The sequence below is a fragment of the Shewanella sp. VB17 genome (assembly GCF_013248905.1).
In the GTDB taxonomy this organism is placed as follows: Bacteria; Pseudomonadota; Gammaproteobacteria; order Enterobacterales; family Shewanellaceae; genus Shewanella.
In genome coordinates this window covers 3,808,594-3,824,221 of the sequence record NZ_JABRVS010000001.1, presented here as the reverse complement: position 1 = coordinate 3,824,221, position 15,628 = coordinate 3,808,594, and the positions used below count along the sequence as shown (strand labels likewise).

The 15,628-nt window shown below is 41.9% G+C and carries 15 protein-coding genes; 11 read left to right on the top strand and 4 right to left on the bottom strand.

The genetic code is table 11. The features are described from left to right. The first annotated feature begins 85 nt into the window (after nucleotides 1-85). Nucleotides 86-919 carry a class I SAM-dependent methyltransferase gene (locus HQQ94_RS16535; protein ID WP_173295444.1) on the top strand — a complete coding sequence of 278 codons (834 nt, stop codon included), beginning with the start codon at nucleotides 86-88 and terminating at the stop codon, nucleotides 917-919. Between the two features lie 48 nt (nucleotides 920-967). Here the strand turns inward: HQQ94_RS16535 and HQQ94_RS16530 are convergent, their stop codons facing one another. Together HQQ94_RS16530 and HQQ94_RS16525 are read right to left on the bottom strand one after the other, a co-directional pair. After that, the gene (locus tag HQQ94_RS16530; RefSeq protein ID WP_173295443.1) at nucleotides 968-1,228 is read right to left on the bottom strand and encodes a DUF3624 domain-containing protein; all 261 of its coding nucleotides are present in this window, start codon (nucleotides 1,226-1,228) and stop codon (nucleotides 968-970) included. 102 nt (nucleotides 1,229-1,330) lie between these two features. Then, the gene (locus HQQ94_RS16525) at nucleotides 1,331-2,203 is read right to left on the bottom strand and encodes a 1,4-dihydroxy-2-naphthoate polyprenyltransferase (protein WP_173295442.1); all 873 of its coding nucleotides are present in this window, start codon (nucleotides 2,201-2,203) and stop codon (nucleotides 1,331-1,333) included. Nucleotides 2,204-2,456: 253 nt separating this feature from the next. On the opposite strand from HQQ94_RS16525, the gene tesB reads away from it, so the two are divergent. Together tesB and HQQ94_RS16515 are read left to right on the top strand one after the other, a co-directional pair. Beyond that, entirely contained in the window at nucleotides 2,457-3,329 is an 873-nt protein-coding gene (tesB, locus tag HQQ94_RS16520) for an acyl-CoA thioesterase II (protein WP_173295441.1), read from the top strand. Between the two features lie 33 nt (nucleotides 3,330-3,362). Next, nucleotides 3,363-3,752 (top strand): YbaY family lipoprotein, encoded by a 390-nt coding sequence (locus HQQ94_RS16515; RefSeq protein ID WP_173295440.1) that lies wholly within the window; start codon nucleotides 3,363-3,365, stop codon nucleotides 3,750-3,752. A 102-nt stretch (nucleotides 3,753-3,854) separates the two neighbouring features. Here HQQ94_RS16515 and HQQ94_RS16510 read toward each other — a convergent pair whose 3' ends face one another. Together HQQ94_RS16510 and HQQ94_RS16505 are read right to left on the bottom strand one after the other, a co-directional pair. Then, the gene (locus HQQ94_RS16510; protein ID WP_173295439.1) at nucleotides 3,855-4,985 is read right to left on the bottom strand and encodes a hypothetical protein; all 1,131 of its coding nucleotides are present in this window, start codon (nucleotides 4,983-4,985) and stop codon (nucleotides 3,855-3,857) included. Next, the gene (locus HQQ94_RS16505) at nucleotides 4,982-5,425 is read right to left on the bottom strand and encodes a CesT family type III secretion system chaperone (RefSeq protein WP_173295438.1); all 444 of its coding nucleotides are present in this window, start codon (nucleotides 5,423-5,425) and stop codon (nucleotides 4,982-4,984) included. Before HQQ94_RS16505 ends, HQQ94_RS16510 begins: the two co-directional genes overlap by 4 nt. 175 nt (nucleotides 5,426-5,600) lie before the next feature. On the opposite strand from HQQ94_RS16505, the gene HQQ94_RS16500 reads away from it, so the two are divergent. The 8 genes from HQQ94_RS16500 (at nucleotide 5,601) to HQQ94_RS16465 (ending at nucleotide 15,617) form a co-directional block, all read left to right on the top strand. Then, a complete protein-coding gene (locus HQQ94_RS16500) occupies nucleotides 5,601-6,185 on the top strand; it encodes a nucleotidyltransferase family protein (RefSeq protein ID WP_309247254.1) in 585 nt (194 codons plus the stop codon). A 224-nt stretch (nucleotides 6,186-6,409) separates the two neighbouring features. Then, entirely contained in the window at nucleotides 6,410-7,057 is a 648-nt protein-coding gene (gene ompW, locus HQQ94_RS16495; RefSeq protein ID WP_173296681.1) for an outer membrane protein OmpW, read from the top strand. Between the two features lie 199 nt (nucleotides 7,058-7,256). Beyond that, nucleotides 7,257-7,673: a YbaY family lipoprotein gene (locus HQQ94_RS16490; protein ID WP_173295436.1), complete on the top strand. Its 417-nt coding sequence runs from the start codon at nucleotides 7,257-7,259 to the stop codon at nucleotides 7,671-7,673. A 94-nt stretch (nucleotides 7,674-7,767) separates the two neighbouring features. Then, nucleotides 7,768-8,712, top strand: coding sequence for a homoserine O-succinyltransferase (metA, locus tag HQQ94_RS16485; RefSeq protein WP_173295435.1), 945 nt, complete (start codon nucleotides 7,768-7,770; stop codon nucleotides 8,710-8,712). A 324-nt stretch (nucleotides 8,713-9,036) separates the two neighbouring features. Then, the gene (locus HQQ94_RS16480; protein WP_173295434.1) at nucleotides 9,037-11,367 is read left to right on the top strand and encodes an immune inhibitor A domain-containing protein; all 2,331 of its coding nucleotides are present in this window, start codon (nucleotides 9,037-9,039) and stop codon (nucleotides 11,365-11,367) included. 272 nt (nucleotides 11,368-11,639) lie between these two features. Continuing rightward, complete coding sequence (locus HQQ94_RS16475; protein WP_173295433.1) at nucleotides 11,640-12,830, top strand: acetyl-CoA C-acyltransferase; 1,191 nt, start codon at nucleotides 11,640-11,642, stop codon at nucleotides 12,828-12,830. Nucleotides 12,831-12,913: 83 nt separating this feature from the next. Beyond that, entirely contained in the window at nucleotides 12,914-14,419 is a 1,506-nt protein-coding gene (locus tag HQQ94_RS16470) for a CoA-acylating methylmalonate-semialdehyde dehydrogenase (RefSeq protein WP_173295432.1), read from the top strand. Nucleotides 14,420-14,459: 40 nt separating this feature from the next. Continuing rightward, a complete protein-coding gene (locus HQQ94_RS16465; RefSeq protein WP_173295431.1) occupies nucleotides 14,460-15,617 on the top strand; it encodes an acyl-CoA dehydrogenase family protein in 1,158 nt (385 codons plus the stop codon). The last annotated feature ends 11 nt before the right edge of the window (nucleotides 15,618-15,628 follow it).

The window sequence follows — 15,628 nt, the reverse complement described above, 5'->3', positions numbered from 1 at the left end:
GGTTTAGCTGTAAATCACTATTGAGCATATTAAGTTTAGCTGACATGCTAGCCGTTGTTGAGTATTGGTTAAATGATAAGAGAGCATGATGATTAGCGAAGATTTAGTATCTCAGCATTACAGTCATGGCGGGCTGCTTGAAGCCATTAAAGTGGCGTTAATCCAGCAGGGAAATGTAATGGATAGGCTTACATTAGCAGATCTTTCCGCTGTTGATGAGTTTCATGTGGGTGGCCGTATGGCCACTGAACACCTGCTGTCTCAAGTTAACTTTGCTGCAGACCAAGAGATTTTGGATGTGGGCTGTGGCTTGGGGGGAACGGCGCGATATACAGCCAATAAATTTAATAATCGCGTGACAGGAATTGATCTCAGTGCTGAATATATCGAAACGGGTAAACATTTATGTCAATGGGTCGGATTAGATAAACAGGTGACCCTGCATCATGGCAGTGCATTGTCGATGCCGTTTGAAGACAAAAAGTTTGACGGTGCCACTTTGTGTCATGTTGGCATGAATATCCAAGATAAAGCGGGTTTGTTCAATGAAATTTATCGTGTTCTCAAACCTGGGAGCCGCTTTGCCATTTATGACATTATGTTGGCGGGCAGTGGAGAACTGATTTATCCGCTTCCTTGGGCTACGGATGTGAGCTGCAGTTATTTAAGTTCGCTTGATGAATATCAGTTAACCCTAACACAGGCAGGGTTTTCTGTTCTTCATGTGAATAATCGACGTGATTTCGCGTTGGAGTTTTTTACAGCATTAACACATAGGAATTTGACCAAGGGTGGGGTTGCGCCATTGAGCCTACATACCGTGATGGGGACAAATAGTGGTGATAAAATAAATAATATGCTGAAAAAAATACGGGATAATGTAATTGCTCCCATTGAACTATTTGTTCATAAATTATAGTTAAAAATTTGATTTTAATAATGAAATTAATGCGATGACGACGGTGAATTATGTCGGTTTACTGTGTTTGTTGAGTAAAGCCATAAGGTGATTGTAGCTGAATACCAGCAAATGCAGGCAGAGTAAGCCTGAAAATGTGCAGCAGAAAAAAAGCAATGCAATAGAGTTCACTGCTTGTGGTGAATCTCGGTATAAAAACCACCAAATGGACCAGCTGATAAGTGACAAAACGGTTAGTTGCCACATACAGGTTTTACAGCGACCTATTTTTTGCTTGAACATTGAGCTATTGCATCTTTTACATGCCATATATCATCTTTTTGTCTGAGTGAGCCGTCATTGTCATCTTTTTGTCTGAGTGAGCCGTCATTGTCATTTTTGCATGACGATGTAATGTGGTATGAATTAATTTTAGGTGAATAGTAAACCAATACTAAATAAAACGCTGAATATTATGGTTAACATGGCAGTGCGTGCTAACAAAGGGTTGAGTTCAGCACCTGAGGCGTTACTGAAATCGACATTGAGCTTGCGCGCGACGATGAGTGATAAACTCGCCAGTAAAACGGGCAGTCCAGGTAAAAAACCAAGTAAAAAACCGCCGATAATAAAAGCAAAAGGCAGGAATAAAAAAGTTTGATAAAGGAGTCTAGATTGCCCCTCGCCAACACGAACGGCCAATGTTCGTTTACCCGTTTTAGTGTCTGTTAACATATCCCGAGTATTATTAACTAGCATGATAGCTGCATTAAGAAAGCCAATGGCGCAGCCTAAAATCCAAGCTGATAAATGAGTCTCTCCTGCTTGCAAATAGTAACTACCGATCACAGCAACTAGACCAAAAAAAATAAACACAGTGACTTCACCAAGCCCGTGAGAGGCCAGTGGGTAAGGGCCACCACTGTAACTAACGGCTGCTAAGATTGACAGGGCAGCGAGTATGGCAATAGGCCAGCCTCCATGCCAAATTAAATACGATCCAACAATCAATGCCAGCATTAAGCACAGTATCATGGCATTACGTATTTTGGTTGAGGACAAAAGTCCACCTTGAGTGACGCGAATTGGACCGAGACGTTCTTTGGTATCGATGCCGTTTTCGAAGTCAAAGTAGTCATTGGCTAAATTAACGGAGATCTGCAATATGATGGCACACAGCATCGAGGTGCCGGCAATGACTAAGCTAAATTTCGGCAATTGAAATGCCAGTATATTACCAATTAAAAGTGGTCCAATTGCTGCTGGCAAAGTGCGAGGCCTGATGGCCAGTATCCAAGGATTCATTGAGTGAGTCGATTTATTTAGGTTGCTTCAGAACATGATAGATCTCACATTATACTCATTAACTAGCATTAAGTCATGGAATGCAGTAGGTAAAATAACTGATGTAAGCGTGTGAATTGTTCCTCTTCTCTATTATCATTCAAAAGGATGATTGCTTTACTGATAATAGACCTATGGAAATCGTAAATATCTAGCCTGTTACTCGCTATTTGAGTTAAGCTATTAGACTGATGAATTGGGATTTAGAGGTCAAATGAGTCAAGTATTAGATGATCTATTATCACTGCTTTCGCTGGAGCAAATAGAGGTGGGGTTATTTCGTGGGCAAAGCCAAGATTTAGGTTTTGGTCACGTCTTCGGTGGTCAGGTGATGGGTCAAGCATTAAGTGCGGCTAAACAGACTGTTTTACCGACGCGTCAAGTGCATTCTCTTCACTCTTACTTTTTACGTGCTGGTGATGAGAAACAGCCTATTATCTATGATGTTGAGATTATGCGAGATGGCGGAAGTTTTAGTGCCAGACACGTTAAAGCTATTCAGAAAGGTCGCCCCATTTTTTATATGACTTGCTCATTTCAGGAGCATGAAATTGGATTTGAGCATCAAGCTTTGATGCCGAATGTACCAGGACCTGATGGTTTATTAAATCAGCAAGAACTCGCCATGACACTAAGGGATAAAGTACCGCCAAAAATGTTAGAAAAATTTATGGCTGATGCTCCCATCGAAATGCGCTTAGTTAATCCCGAAAATCCATTTAATCCTCGGGCACGAGAAGCGAAACAACATATTTGGATCCGTGCGAATGGTTGTGTGCCTAGTGAGCATTCAGTGAATGAGTATTTACTGGCGTATGCATCAGATTTTAATTTTCTTGTGACGGCAGCCCAGCCTCATGGTGTTTCGTATTTAACGCCCGGTATGCGCATGGCGACGATAGATCATGCAATGTGGTTTCATCGTCCGTTGAATTTGAATGATTGGTTACTTTATAGTAATGAGAGTCCTAATGCTGGTGGGGGAAGAGGATTTGTTAAGGGGCAGTTTTTTAATCAACAAGGACAACTGGTTGCTTCGGCAACTCAGGAAGGTTTGATCAGAATGAAAAACACAACGAACACATAAGTGTGACAGTCAAATTATCGAAAGGAATGCTGGATGATTAAGGTTATAAAAAGTACATTACTCGTGTTTTGTTTATTCATGACGGCATGTGTAACAGTGGAAGAAACGCCTCATGTGATTGTTAATGGAGCTGCAGGGTATTTGGAAAAGGTCGTTTTACCTCAAGGTTGTTCAATTACGATTGCAATCGTTGATTTGGATACCAGAAATTCAATTTTAGCACAGAAGAGTTTTGATATTGCACGAGCACCAGTCCCTTTTAAGTTTTTTCTTTCTCCTGATAAGATTAAAGATGATGTTAATTACGGTGTTGTTGCCATGATCCAACATAAAGGTAAGCTGCTTTATCAAACTTATGACCACTTCCCAGTGATCAACAATGATGAATTCACTGCAGCCGTCTTAATGAAAGCGGTGCCATAAAGTTTCGCTTTTGAGAATGGCCAAAAGATAAAGGAGTTTAGGCTCCTTTATCTATGCTAGTAATATTTGTTATGCGCTCTTTCTTCTAGATGATTAGCTGTATTAACGAGGCAACTTATTTGCCGCCTCAGAGGCTTTATCATAGAAATACGGATCAGCACCAATATTTTTTAGCTCTTTATTCAAAGTGTCCTGGCTTAGTGAATAGACATCTGCTGGTTTAGTGAGAGTCATCCCTTTATTAGTTTGATCACTTGGGTGTTTATAAACACGGAAAGGCCCGTGCCCAACACTGCCTGGTTCATTAACAGGATAATTTTTTTCGATTGGTTCTTTGTTAGGTGTCTTTGTTGCGACATCAATCCATTGTTTACTCTGGCTATAAGATTTACCGTGATAACCCGTCAGTTTATTAAACCAAGCATCATTATGGTTTGGAGTGCCTTCTGATACAAATATTTTGATTTTATTGTTGAAGTTTTCTGCATACTTTGAACGAAGAACGTCTGACTCTTGCATTGTTCCTATGGCTTGATTTTCAGGTAGTTCAGCAGTGTTACCACCTCGAGTATAACTGACTAAATTATCTTTAAAACTTTCTGTATACGCTTGCAAGTGAGGACTAGGGCCAACTTTCATATCGAGCACAATCCCTTTTTGTGTTGCGCCAAGATAAGATTTTGTAAGGTCAACCATGTTAAAGATGTGTTCTCTGGTTGGCTTTCCCTGCTTGGGAATGGCATTTAACCAATCATTTAATAATCCTCGAGCCTCAGACATTTTTTTTTGAGGGCTGTTCGCATCAGTGATCTCAACATCGGCTTTTAGGGTATCTTTGAGTGATAAGATATTAGCATCTCCTTTTGCTAATCCTAAACTTTGTTCTGAACGTACCAGGCCTTCAGTAAAAGGGTGGATATGAATGTTGACTTCATGTCCTAAGGATCTCCAAGAGTGAACATTGAATTTATCTAATGCGCCCAATTCATTATCACCAAGATAAACTAGGTTAATTGTCACTTTGTTACCACCACTATTTACCGTAATGTGCTTGGAACCAGAAAGTGTGTCTCTGACGCTAGCTGCTTGTTGAGATGAGGCTGTGATTGGTCGTCCTGGAGCAAGACTTTGCGTAAAATTTCTCGTTCTGCCTGTTGGTGGTTGATTGTGCGTTGAGCCTGAAGTGGCATAAATATTCAATGGTTGCGCTTGATTTATGGATGAAGGGATCATACTAAAACTCCAGAAGTTAAATGGTTACTGCTTTGATTGTTAAGATCTACCTCTGCTGTGAGCTCTTGTTGTAACTCATGGCTTTTTAATGTGAAATTGTTGATTAAGTTGGCCAGGTTGACTTGATCGAGTGTATTTGTGTCCCTTACATGGGTTAATAAAAGCTCGTTGTCGATTAAGCTCAGCCAGCAGCCTTCCATCTTATTGCCTTCTGCATTAACAAGAAGGGCTTTTTCCAGTAAAAATGATTTATTGTCGGCGTTGAGTGTAATGTTCGGGCTACAAAAAGTGATTAGTTTAGTGTTGTCATCGATACTGATCCCCACTTGTACGTTTAGACTCGGTTCATCGAAGTTACAAACACCATTGTTGAGTACAAGATTCGGGTTGATTGCGGTTAACCAAGTTTGTATTTCAAGCTCTCCGTTGTTGCTTCGCAATGTATTTCTCCTGAGTTTATAGCTATCTCTTATTGTTTGATTAGTAACTTAACAATTATTGGTTTGAACAAATATCATTCACGGTCAATATATTTTAGCTTTATAACTGTTCTTGAAAAATAAGTGATTTATAATGCATGTTGATCATTTGTTCTTGTTTCAGTTGGAGGTAAATGTGTCTTATTATGGCAATGATGAACAAACCTTAGTGAGCAATGAAGCATTACTGATTGCTTGGATACGTCAAGATCCAGTGAGAATGCGAGCACTTAGCCTTGTTAACAGCTTGAATTTACCTCAGGGGATGATTGCTGCAGGATTTGTGAGAAATCTCGTGTGGGATAGGTTACATAAGATGACATCATGTACTCCGCTTAATGACATTGACGTGATTTATTTTGAGTCAACTGACCTATCAACCGAAACCGATAAGCTTTATGAACTAAAGCTAAGAGAGTTAGCCCCAGATTTACTTTGGTCTGTTAAAAATCAAGCTAGAATGCACATGCGTAATGGGGATAAGCCCTATCATTCATCGCTAGATGCCATGAGTTATTGGCCAGAGCAGGAGACGGCTATTGGGGTGAGCTTAGCATTTGCTGAGGAAAATGAATTGCAACTTGTCTCGGCTTTTGGCCTTGAATCACTGTTTAATCTTCAGTTGACTCCCAATCCTAAGCGCCTACGTGCTGTATTTGAGGCACGTCTTAGTAAGAAAGCTTGGTTAAGGGATTACCCTAAACTTAATGTAGATGAGTAACGTTTATCCTCAGTAATGACTGTTGTCATCAATTATCTGTTCCTTCTTTTTATATCGTCTCCTTTAAAAAGTGTGAGATAGATCAAATCAGACTCTCGACAACATGATGAGTTATAACCTCCGTTGATTTGGATCAATAAATAAGCTGCTGTGATCAGGCAGGATACGCATCATTGTAATGTTAATAATAGCGACATTTTATGTTGTATTGATGGAGTTGTATGATGAAAAAAAATCTAATTGTTGGTTTAATGACTTCGGCCTTATTTTCTGTTGGTTTTACCGCTTCAGCGTTCGCTCACCAAGCGGGTGATGTGATTGTTCGTGTCGGTGTTGCCACTGTTACTCCAAACGAATCTAGTCCAGTTGTTGCAGGAATTGCAGAATTTGGCGTGTCTAATGATACTCAGCTTGGTTTGAATTTTGGTTATATGTTGACTGATAATATCGGTATTGAATTACTTGCGGCGTCACCATTTAGCCATGATATTTCATTAGGCTCACTTGGTAAGATTGCTGAAACTAAGCAATTACCACCGACATTAGTGGCTCAGTATTATTTTGGTTCAGCAGACGAGACATTACGTCCTTATGTTGGCGTTGGTGTTAATTTCACGAATTTTTACGATAATGAGTTTACTCAAAGTGGAAAAGAAGCAGGTCTGTCTGACTTAAGTCTTACAAATTCTTGGGGCCTTGCAGCTCAGGTGGGTATTGATTATCAAGTGAATAGCAACTGGCTTGTTAATGCATCGGTTTGGTATGCAAAGATCAGTACCGATGTGACCTTTAATTTAAGTGATAGCCCTCAAAAAATAGCCACTGATATTGATCCATGGGTTTATATGGTTAGTGTAGGTTATATATTCTAATACATTGAATAAAAGCAGAAAAATGGAGCCGTCGGCTCCTTTTTTATTGCTAAGTGATATCATATATTTTGATATCAAGAACTAATTGGTGAAGAGAAATAAGAGTTTATGCTCAGAATGAAGTAGTATTATAGGGTAATTATTAGCAGTAGACATGTAGACATCTAGAAGTCTTGATGTATGATTAGGAATTAAGAATATGAAAAAATGGTTAAAGCCAGTTTCCCCATTAATGTGGGTAATAGGATTGGTGTCAGTGAGTTTGCTTTCAGCTTGTGCTACGCCCAATGCTGGGATCGAAATTCAGGGAGAGGTTTGGTTTAAAGAGCGCATTGCTCTACCACCTGAAGCTGTATTAACGGTTCAAGTTAAGGACGTGTCGCTGATGGATGTGCCTGCTGTTGTTATTGCTGAAATAGAAAGAGGCGATGTGACAACACCTGCACCATTTCAATTTTTGATCAACCGGGATCAGTTTGAAGAGGGGCATACTTATCACATTGGTGCCAAAATTAGTCTTAATGGCAAACTGATGTTTATTAACGCTCAAGCATACAAGATAGATTTGGACTCAAGTGTTCCTATGTCTGTTTTGGTACAAAAAGTCGGTCATTAGGTGAACTAGATTAACCATAATGTGCCAATTTCGTATCTAAATTGTAGGCTTGAATTGATAGAATATAATGAATAGATAATGGAAGAGGCGCAGTATGCCAGTTAAAATCCCAGATGATCTGCCTGCTGCAGAGATTTTAGAATCTGAAAACATTTTTGTCATGTCCGAAACTCGGGCAGCTAATCAAGATATTCGCCCCATGAAGGTGCTTATCTTGAATCTGATGCCGAATAAAATTGAAACAGAAACTCAACTATTAAGATTACTTGGAAACACACCTCTGCAGGTTGATGTTGATCTGTTAAGGATCCATGACAAGGAATCAAAACACACTTCTACTGATCATATGAATGATTTTTATCGTGATTTTGAGACCGTACGGCAAAAAAATTATGATGGCTTGATTATTACTGGTGCACCGTTAGGTCAAATTGAATTTGAAGATGTCAGTTATTGGGACCATATTTGTGAAATTATTGATTGGTCACAGCAACATGTCACTTCGGTGCTTTTTTTATGCTGGGCTGCCCATGCTGCGCTATTTCATCTTTACGGTTTAAACCGAAAGCTGCTTAATAAGAAACGAACAGGTGTTTTTCTTCATCGCCGTACCAGTCAACACTTTCCTTTGTTAAGGGGGTTCGACGATGAATTTTTTGCACCTCACTCACGTTTTGCTGAAATGAATATCAATGAGCTTAAATGCCACCCTGATTTGAAAGTGCTTACTGAATCTGAAGAGGCGGGGGCCTACATGATCTTGAGCCGTAATAACCGTAATTTGTTTGTAATGGGTCATCCAGAATATCAAAAGTCGACGTTAAAAGATGAATATTGTCGCGATTTGGCTGAAGGCATGGATCCGGAAGTGCCGCAAAATTATTTTACTCAAGATAATCCAGACCTCATTCCAATCGCTCGCTGGCATGGTCATGGTAGCTTGTTAGTCAGTAATTGGCTCAATTATTATGTTTATCAGCTTACGCCTTATAATTTAGATGATATGACAGGGATCACGCCTTGGGAGAATGATAACTAGATTGTTCAATATCAGCATTCATCTCTACCGTTAAGCCACCAGTAGGTGGCTTATTAATATCCTCAATTAATGGCCTTAAACTCAGTTACTTCTCTAATAAGACTAAATCCTATATTTCTAGGTTATTTGCTAACAACAGTTTGAGTGACTAGCACTTTAAGCTTAGCCCTTTAGTTTGCACTGTGTTTACTTGGTTGTTTACTCCTTATTCGGTCAGTTAGTCTCAGTCTCTTGCTTTGTGAAAATAACGACATTGCAAAGTAATAAATAATTATTATAAAAAATAGCCAATAAATTATAACTAATTGAAATTAAGGGGTTTATATGGTTGAAAGGACGTTGTTACCACTTGCCTTGGTATTAGCTGGATTGTCCAGTAGTGCTATTGCTGCTGAATATACTCCAAGTACCTATGCTGGTGCATTTGATATTGTGATTGCCGATGAGCAAAAATTAATACAGATGCTACAAAAATCGGGCAAGATCTCTCAGGGAGCGTCGATTAAAGAAGCGGAAGTCGCACTGAGAAGTTACTTGAAAATCCGTCAGCAGGAGGAGGCGCTAAAGGCTGTAGAACTCGATGAGCAAGTGAGCACTGAATTTGCTAAAAATAGAGAGCTTAAAGCCAACAGTAAGAAGCCTAGATATGTTAAAGGACAGCAGCATAAAACGTTAGGTAGAGGACGCGGACATCGTCCAGAGAACATAGAATTAGAAGCGTATAATGGCATGACTCGTGAAGGGAGAGTGTTAGCGATCTTAATGGAGTTTCCAGATTTTCCGCATAACTCTATTCAACCTGAAGACTCGGGGATGTATTATGAAGATTACAACCAAAACCATTATCGTCAGATCCTCTTTGGTGATGACGGCTGGTTAGCGCCAAATGGGTTCCATGCTCATTCTTTCAGACAAAACTATCAGATCCAATCAGGGGGAAGCTACTCAGTCTCCGGTGATGTGGCTGGCTGGTATATGGCAAGTCAACCTGCAGCTTTTTATGGTAATAATATCGATGGCGATGCAAGAGCCTTAGTACGTGAGGCATTAACAGCAGCGGCTGCAGACACGACTGTCGATCTTTCTCAGTTTGATATTGAAGATCGATATGATCTTGATGGGGACGGTAATTATTGGGAAGCTGATGGGGTGGTCGATCACGTCATGATTTTCCATTCAAGTGTGGGTGAAGAAGCAGGAGGTGGTCAGGTTGGAGAAGATGCTATCTGGGCTCACCGTTGGAATTTAGGTAATGTTTTTCCAATACCAGGTTCTACGTCAAATGTACCTAATTGGGGCGGAGAAATGGCGGTGTATGATTACACCATCGCGCCCATTGATAGCGCGGTTGGTGTGATAAGTCATGAATATGGTCATGATTTAGGTTTGCCCGATGAATATGATACTAAATATAGTGGGCGAGGAGAGCCTGTTTCCGCGTGGTCATTAATGTCAGCCGGGAGCTGGACTGGAAAATTAGGCGGTACAGAGCCGACAGGTTTTAGTGCTTATGCAAAGGAGCAGTTGCAGAAAAGCATGGGGGGAAATTGGCTGCAAAGTGCCACGGTTGAGTTTGATGACATTACTGATTCTGGTGTACAAGGGCTTTTGGATCAAGCATCGAGTAAAGGCACCAATCATGATGCCATCCGAGTTAATCTTCCGCCTAAAGAATCACGAGTGACGACACCTGTCAGTGGTTCTCATGCTTATTTCAGTGGCTCAGCGAATGATCTTACCAATCAGATGTCAACGCTGGTTGATTTAACCGCTGCAAGTTCTGCAGTGGCTAAGTTTAAGGCTTGGTATGATATCGAGTCTGATTATGATTACGGCTATCTGATGGTGACTACCGCTGCGGGTAATGTGTATGTTGAGGGGAATATAACCACTAATGATGATCCTCAAGGAATTAATAAAGGCAATGGGATCACCGGAAAATCAAATGGATGGATTGATGCTGAGTTTGATCTGAGTGCATTTGCTGGTCAAGCCTTCAATCTTGCGTTTGTTTATGAATCTGATGCAGGTACCTCTAATTCTGGACTATATATTGATGATTTTAGTGTTGAAGCCGATGGTATCGAATTGTTAGTTGCCAATGCTGATGAACCCAATAGCGAAATATTTACCTTTTCAGGTTTTGCTGCAGACTCAGGTATTAACTATACCGATCATTATTATTTACTTGAATGGCGGACACATCATGGTGTCGACAGTGCCTTAGCTTATATTAACGGCAAGGGTGAGACCCTGGTTTATGAAGAAGGGATGTTGATCTGGTATGTTGATGGTAAGTATGCAGATAATTGGGTCGGAATACACCCAGGAGATGGCTTTTTAGGGATTGTTGATGCAGATCAGCGAACGCTAAAATGGAGTGACGGTGAAGTAGCTTCAAGCCGTTACCAGATCCATGATGCCACTTTTAGTATCGATAGACATGAAAAAATGTTCTTAGATCTTGAAGAGTTATATGGTATTTCCCTTAGAGATAATCATGTTAAAGGGCAGCGGATGTTCAATGATCGTAAACGTTATATCGGTAGAGATATTCCTGATTCTGGTAGAAATGTCACCAATTACGGGTTAAAAATACGGGTGATTAACCAAAGTGAAGATAGAAGTGTAGGTGCGATCCAAATCTATCGTTAACTTATCTGGCTGTGGGATCCCACGGCTTTTTTTGTCTTAAGCACCTGAACAGGTGCTTAATTTTTTCGATTTTTATTTAATTATTTCAGTGTAAATTCTAAGTGACAGAAGCGGATCATGACAGTAATAAAATTTAAGTCTGCGCTATTGCTTTACGTTAGCGTAAACGTCACAGTGAGGTTGTTTAAAAAGATAATGACATTATTACAGTTCGGGTTCCTTAGTTTGACCTCGCTTATCTGGCTGGAATAAATCAATAAAATGGAGTAGATATGAATACAGAGGAATTAAGCCAAGACATTGTGATAGTCGCCGCTAAACGAACCCCAATCGGGAGTTTTCAAGGTGCTTTGTCGACCGTTTCATCTCCCCAATTGGCAGCCATTGCCATCAAAAGCTTAATAGACAAAACTGGCATATCTCCAGTCGTTGTTGACGAAGTGATGATGGGGTGTGTGCTTCCAGCTGGCTTAGGTCAGGCGCCAGCTCGACAAGCGGTATTAGGTGCGGGGTTACCTCTGTCTGTTGGCACTACAACGGTAAACAAGGTCTGTGGATCAGGCATGAAAACCGTCATGTTGGCTCATGATCTGATTAAAGCAGGCAGCGCAGAGATTGTTATTGCAGGTGGTATGGAAAATATGAGCCAGGCACCTTATTTGTTAGATAAGGCCCGTGGTGGTATGCGAATGGGCCATGGCAAGGTGATTGATCATATGTTCCTTGATGGCCTTGAAGATGCCTATACGGGAGCCGCCATGGGAACGTTTGCACAACATACCGCGGACACGTTTAAACTCACTCGTGAACAGATGGATGCGTTCTCGCTAAGTTCGCTTGAAAAAGCCAATAAAGCGATTGCAACGGGTGCGTTTAGGGATGAGATCATTCCTGTGACTGTTGAAAGTCGCCGCGGTGATACCTTGGTTGATACTGATGAGCAGCCGGGTAATGCTCGTCCAGATAAAATTCCAACATTGCGCCCCGCTTTTGCTAAAGAAGGCACGATTACCGCTGCCAATTCCAGTTCAATTTCTGATGGTGCAGCGGCGCTGATGTTAATGACAGCTCAGCAAGCCAGCAAACTTAATTTACCGGTACTGGCGACAATTAAAGGCCATGCCACTTATGCTCAAGAACCTTCTTTGTTCACTACAGCGCCTGTGGGAGCGATGAATAGGTTACTTGATAAGGTGAATTGGTGTATTGGTGATGTGGATATTTTTGAAATAAATGAAGCGTTTGCCATGGTGACCATGTTAGCTATTTCAGAGCTTGGTCTCGATGCGACTAAGGTGAATGTTAATGGTGGCGCCTGTGCGCTGGGTCATCCCATCGGTTGTTCTGGTGCTCGGGTGTTAGTGACCCTAATCCATGCACTCCATGCGCGTGGTGCAAAGCGAGGTATTGCCTCACTGTGTATCGGTGGTGGAGAAGCAACGGCAATGGCAATAGAGATTTAATATTGACAAAAAAGTGAACAAACGCGTTTAATTTTTTTGTGAATATGTTAATTCAGTATTAACAGGTTTTAATGGGAAGTGATATGACAACTCAGGTGAAACACTATATCGATGGCCAGTTTATTGAAGGCCAAGGATTGCAGAAAATTTGGGTGACTAACCCTGCAAACAATCAAGAGATTGCAGTGATCAATGCGGCAACGGTTTCAGAGGTTGAACGTGCAGTAGCCAGTGCTAAACAGGCTTTTAGGAGTTGGAAAGAGGTACCAGTATCTGAACGTGCTAGGGTGATGTTTAATTATCAACATCTACTTAAAGCGCATCATGATGAGCTGGCGACTATCTTGGCGCAGGAAACGGGTAAGACATTTGATGATGCCAAAGGTGATGTATGGCGTGGTATCGAAGTGGCTGAACATGCGTGTAATATTGCGACTTTGATGATGGGTGAAACCGTTGAAAATGTGGCGCGTAATATTGATACCTACAGTTACACTCAACCGCTTGGGGTGTGCGCAGGGATCACTCCCTTTAATTTCCCTGCGATGATCCCACTGTGGATGTTCCCATTGTCCATTGCATGCGGTAATACCTTTGTGCTTAAACCCTCAGAGCAAGATCCCATGACCCCACAACGTCTGGTGGAACTGTTTGAACAAGCAGGTGCGCCTAAAGGTGTACTTCAGCTTATCCACGGCGACAAAGTAGCGGTTGATGTGCTGCTTAATCATAAAGATATCAAAGCGATTTCGTTTGTTGGCTCAGTGGCAGTTGGCCAATATATTTACAAAACTGGCACCGATAATTTGAAGCGAGTACAGGCGTTTGCTGGTGCTAAAAACCATTGCGTTATTATGCCTGATGCCAATAAACAGCAGGTGATTAATAATTTAGTTGGTGCCTCTGTTGGCGCTGCAGGCCAACGTTGTATGGCACTCTCTGTGGCTATTTTTGTCGGTTCAGCGAAAGAGTGGATCCCAGCGCTTAAAGAGGCCATTGCCAAGGTTAGACCAGGTCTTTGGGATGACAAGAACGCGGCTTATGGCCCTGTGATAAGTCCAGCAGCTAAAGCACGAGTATTGTCACTCATTGAGCAAGGTAAATCTGAAGGTGCTGAATGTTTACTCGATGGTTCGACGTTTACCGTCCCGGGTTTTGAGGCTGGAAATTGGATTGGACCGACTATGTTTACTCAGGTCACCACGCAAATGAGTATCTATAAAGAAGAGATTTTTGGACCAGTGCTGTGTTGCATGGAAATGGATACTTTGGAGGAGGCGATTGAACTGGTTAATAATAGTCCTTACGGGAACGGTACCTCTATTTTTACTGCCAGTGGCGCTGCGGCGCGTAAGTATCAGCATGACATTGAGGTTGGTCAAGTGGGCATTAATGTCCCGATCCCAGTGCCCTTACCCTTTTTCTCGTTTACGGGGTGGAAAGGCAGTTTTTACGGTGATCAACATGCCTATGGTAAGCAAGCAGTGCGGTTTTACACTGAAACTAAGACCATTACCTCACGGTGGTTTGAATCGCAGATCTCGGAAGCTGAACATCCAGTGCCCAATATGACCATAGCCTTAAAATAATGGGCTTGAGATAGCCATAACGTATTCAAGGAGATCGCAGATGGATTTTAATCTGAATGATGACCAACGTCAGTTTGCCGATTTAGCTCAGCAGTTTGCTCGTGATGAGTTTGCGCCATTTGCCGCGCAGTGGGACATCGATCATCATTTTCCCAAAGAGGTCATTCAGCGCGCGGGAGAGCTAGGTTTTTGCTCTCTTTATTCACCAGAAAGTGAAGGGGGCATGGGCTTGAGTCGTCTCGATTCATCGATTATTTTTGAACAGCTTTCTATGGGGTGTACGGCGACAACAGCCATGTTGACGATTCATAATATGGCGACCTGGATGGTGACCAGTTTTGGAACAAAAGCGTTAAGAAGTCAATGGTCTGAGCCGTTAACGACCGGGCAGATGCTAGCATCTTATTGCTTAACTGAAGCGGGAGCGGGCAGTGATGCTGCCGCGCTGAAGACCAAAGCGGTGAAAGAAGGCGGTGAATACGTTATTTCTGGCACTAAGATGTTTATTTCTGGTGCGGGTGCGACAGAGCTTTTAGTCGTGATGTGCCGAACCGGTGAAGAGGGAGCAAAAGGGATCTCTGCTATTGCAGTTCCTGCAGATGCCGTGGGCGTCACTTACGGTAAAGCCGAAGATAAGATGGGCTGGAACGCTCAGCCTACTCGCGAAATTACGTTTACTCAAGTGCGTGTTCCGCTGGAAAACCTGTTAGGCGAAGAGGGACAAGGTTTTACTTTTGCCATGAAGGGGTTGGATGGAGGCCGCATTAATATTGCGACTTGCTCGATTGGCACAGCGCAGTCAGCCCTCGATCGCGCGACCCAATATATGACAGAGCGTAAGCAATTTGGTAAACCCATTGCGGCGTTTCAAGCCTTGCAATTTAAGTTAGCAGATATGGCCACTGAGCTGGTGGCTGCAAGGCAGTTGGTGCGTTTGGCGGCCTTTAAACTTGATGAACAAGATCCAGAGGCAACAGCCTATTGTGCGATGGCAAAACGCTTTGCTACCGATGTTGGCTTTCAAGTATGCGATGCAGCATTGCAACTGCATGGTGGTTACGGATATATCCGTGAGTACCCTCTGGAACGGCATGTACGTGATGTGCGTGTGCATCAGATTTTAGAGGGAACCAATGAGATTATGCGTTTGATTATTGCGCGTCGTCTACTCAATGACGAAGCGGGACAAATACGTTAAATAGCACAGAA

What these genes read in the sequence shown, in the direction of transcription:
- HQQ94_RS16535 (WP_173295444.1), top strand. Translation starts at nt 86, where the DNA reads ATGATGATTAGCGAAGATTTAGTATCTCAGCATTACAGTCATGGCGGG.
- HQQ94_RS16530 (WP_173295443.1), bottom strand. Translation starts at nt 1,228, where the DNA reads ATGGCATGTAAAAGATGCAATAGCTCAATGTTCAAGCAAAAAATAGGT.
- HQQ94_RS16525 (WP_173295442.1), bottom strand. Translation starts at nt 2,203, where the DNA reads ATGAATCCTTGGATACTGGCCATCAGGCCTCGCACTTTGCCAGCAGCA.
- tesB (WP_173295441.1), top strand. Translation starts at nt 2,457, where the DNA reads ATGAGTCAAGTATTAGATGATCTATTATCACTGCTTTCGCTGGAGCAA.
- HQQ94_RS16515 (WP_173295440.1), top strand. Translation starts at nt 3,363, where the DNA reads ATGATTAAGGTTATAAAAAGTACATTACTCGTGTTTTGTTTATTCATG.
- HQQ94_RS16510 (WP_173295439.1), bottom strand. Translation starts at nt 4,985, where the DNA reads ATGATCCCTTCATCCATAAATCAAGCGCAACCATTGAATATTTATGCC.
- ompW (WP_173296681.1), top strand. Translation starts at nt 6,410, where the DNA reads ATGAAAAAAAATCTAATTGTTGGTTTAATGACTTCGGCCTTATTTTCT.
- HQQ94_RS16490 (WP_173295436.1), top strand. Translation starts at nt 7,257, where the DNA reads ATGAAAAAATGGTTAAAGCCAGTTTCCCCATTAATGTGGGTAATAGGA.
- metA (WP_173295435.1), top strand. Translation starts at nt 7,768, where the DNA reads ATGCCAGTTAAAATCCCAGATGATCTGCCTGCTGCAGAGATTTTAGAA.
- HQQ94_RS16480 (WP_173295434.1), top strand. Translation starts at nt 9,037, where the DNA reads ATGGTTGAAAGGACGTTGTTACCACTTGCCTTGGTATTAGCTGGATTG.
- HQQ94_RS16475 (WP_173295433.1), top strand. Translation starts at nt 11,640, where the DNA reads ATGAATACAGAGGAATTAAGCCAAGACATTGTGATAGTCGCCGCTAAA.
- HQQ94_RS16470 (WP_173295432.1), top strand. Translation starts at nt 12,914, where the DNA reads ATGACAACTCAGGTGAAACACTATATCGATGGCCAGTTTATTGAAGGC.
- HQQ94_RS16465 (WP_173295431.1), top strand. Translation starts at nt 14,460, where the DNA reads ATGGATTTTAATCTGAATGATGACCAACGTCAGTTTGCCGATTTAGCT.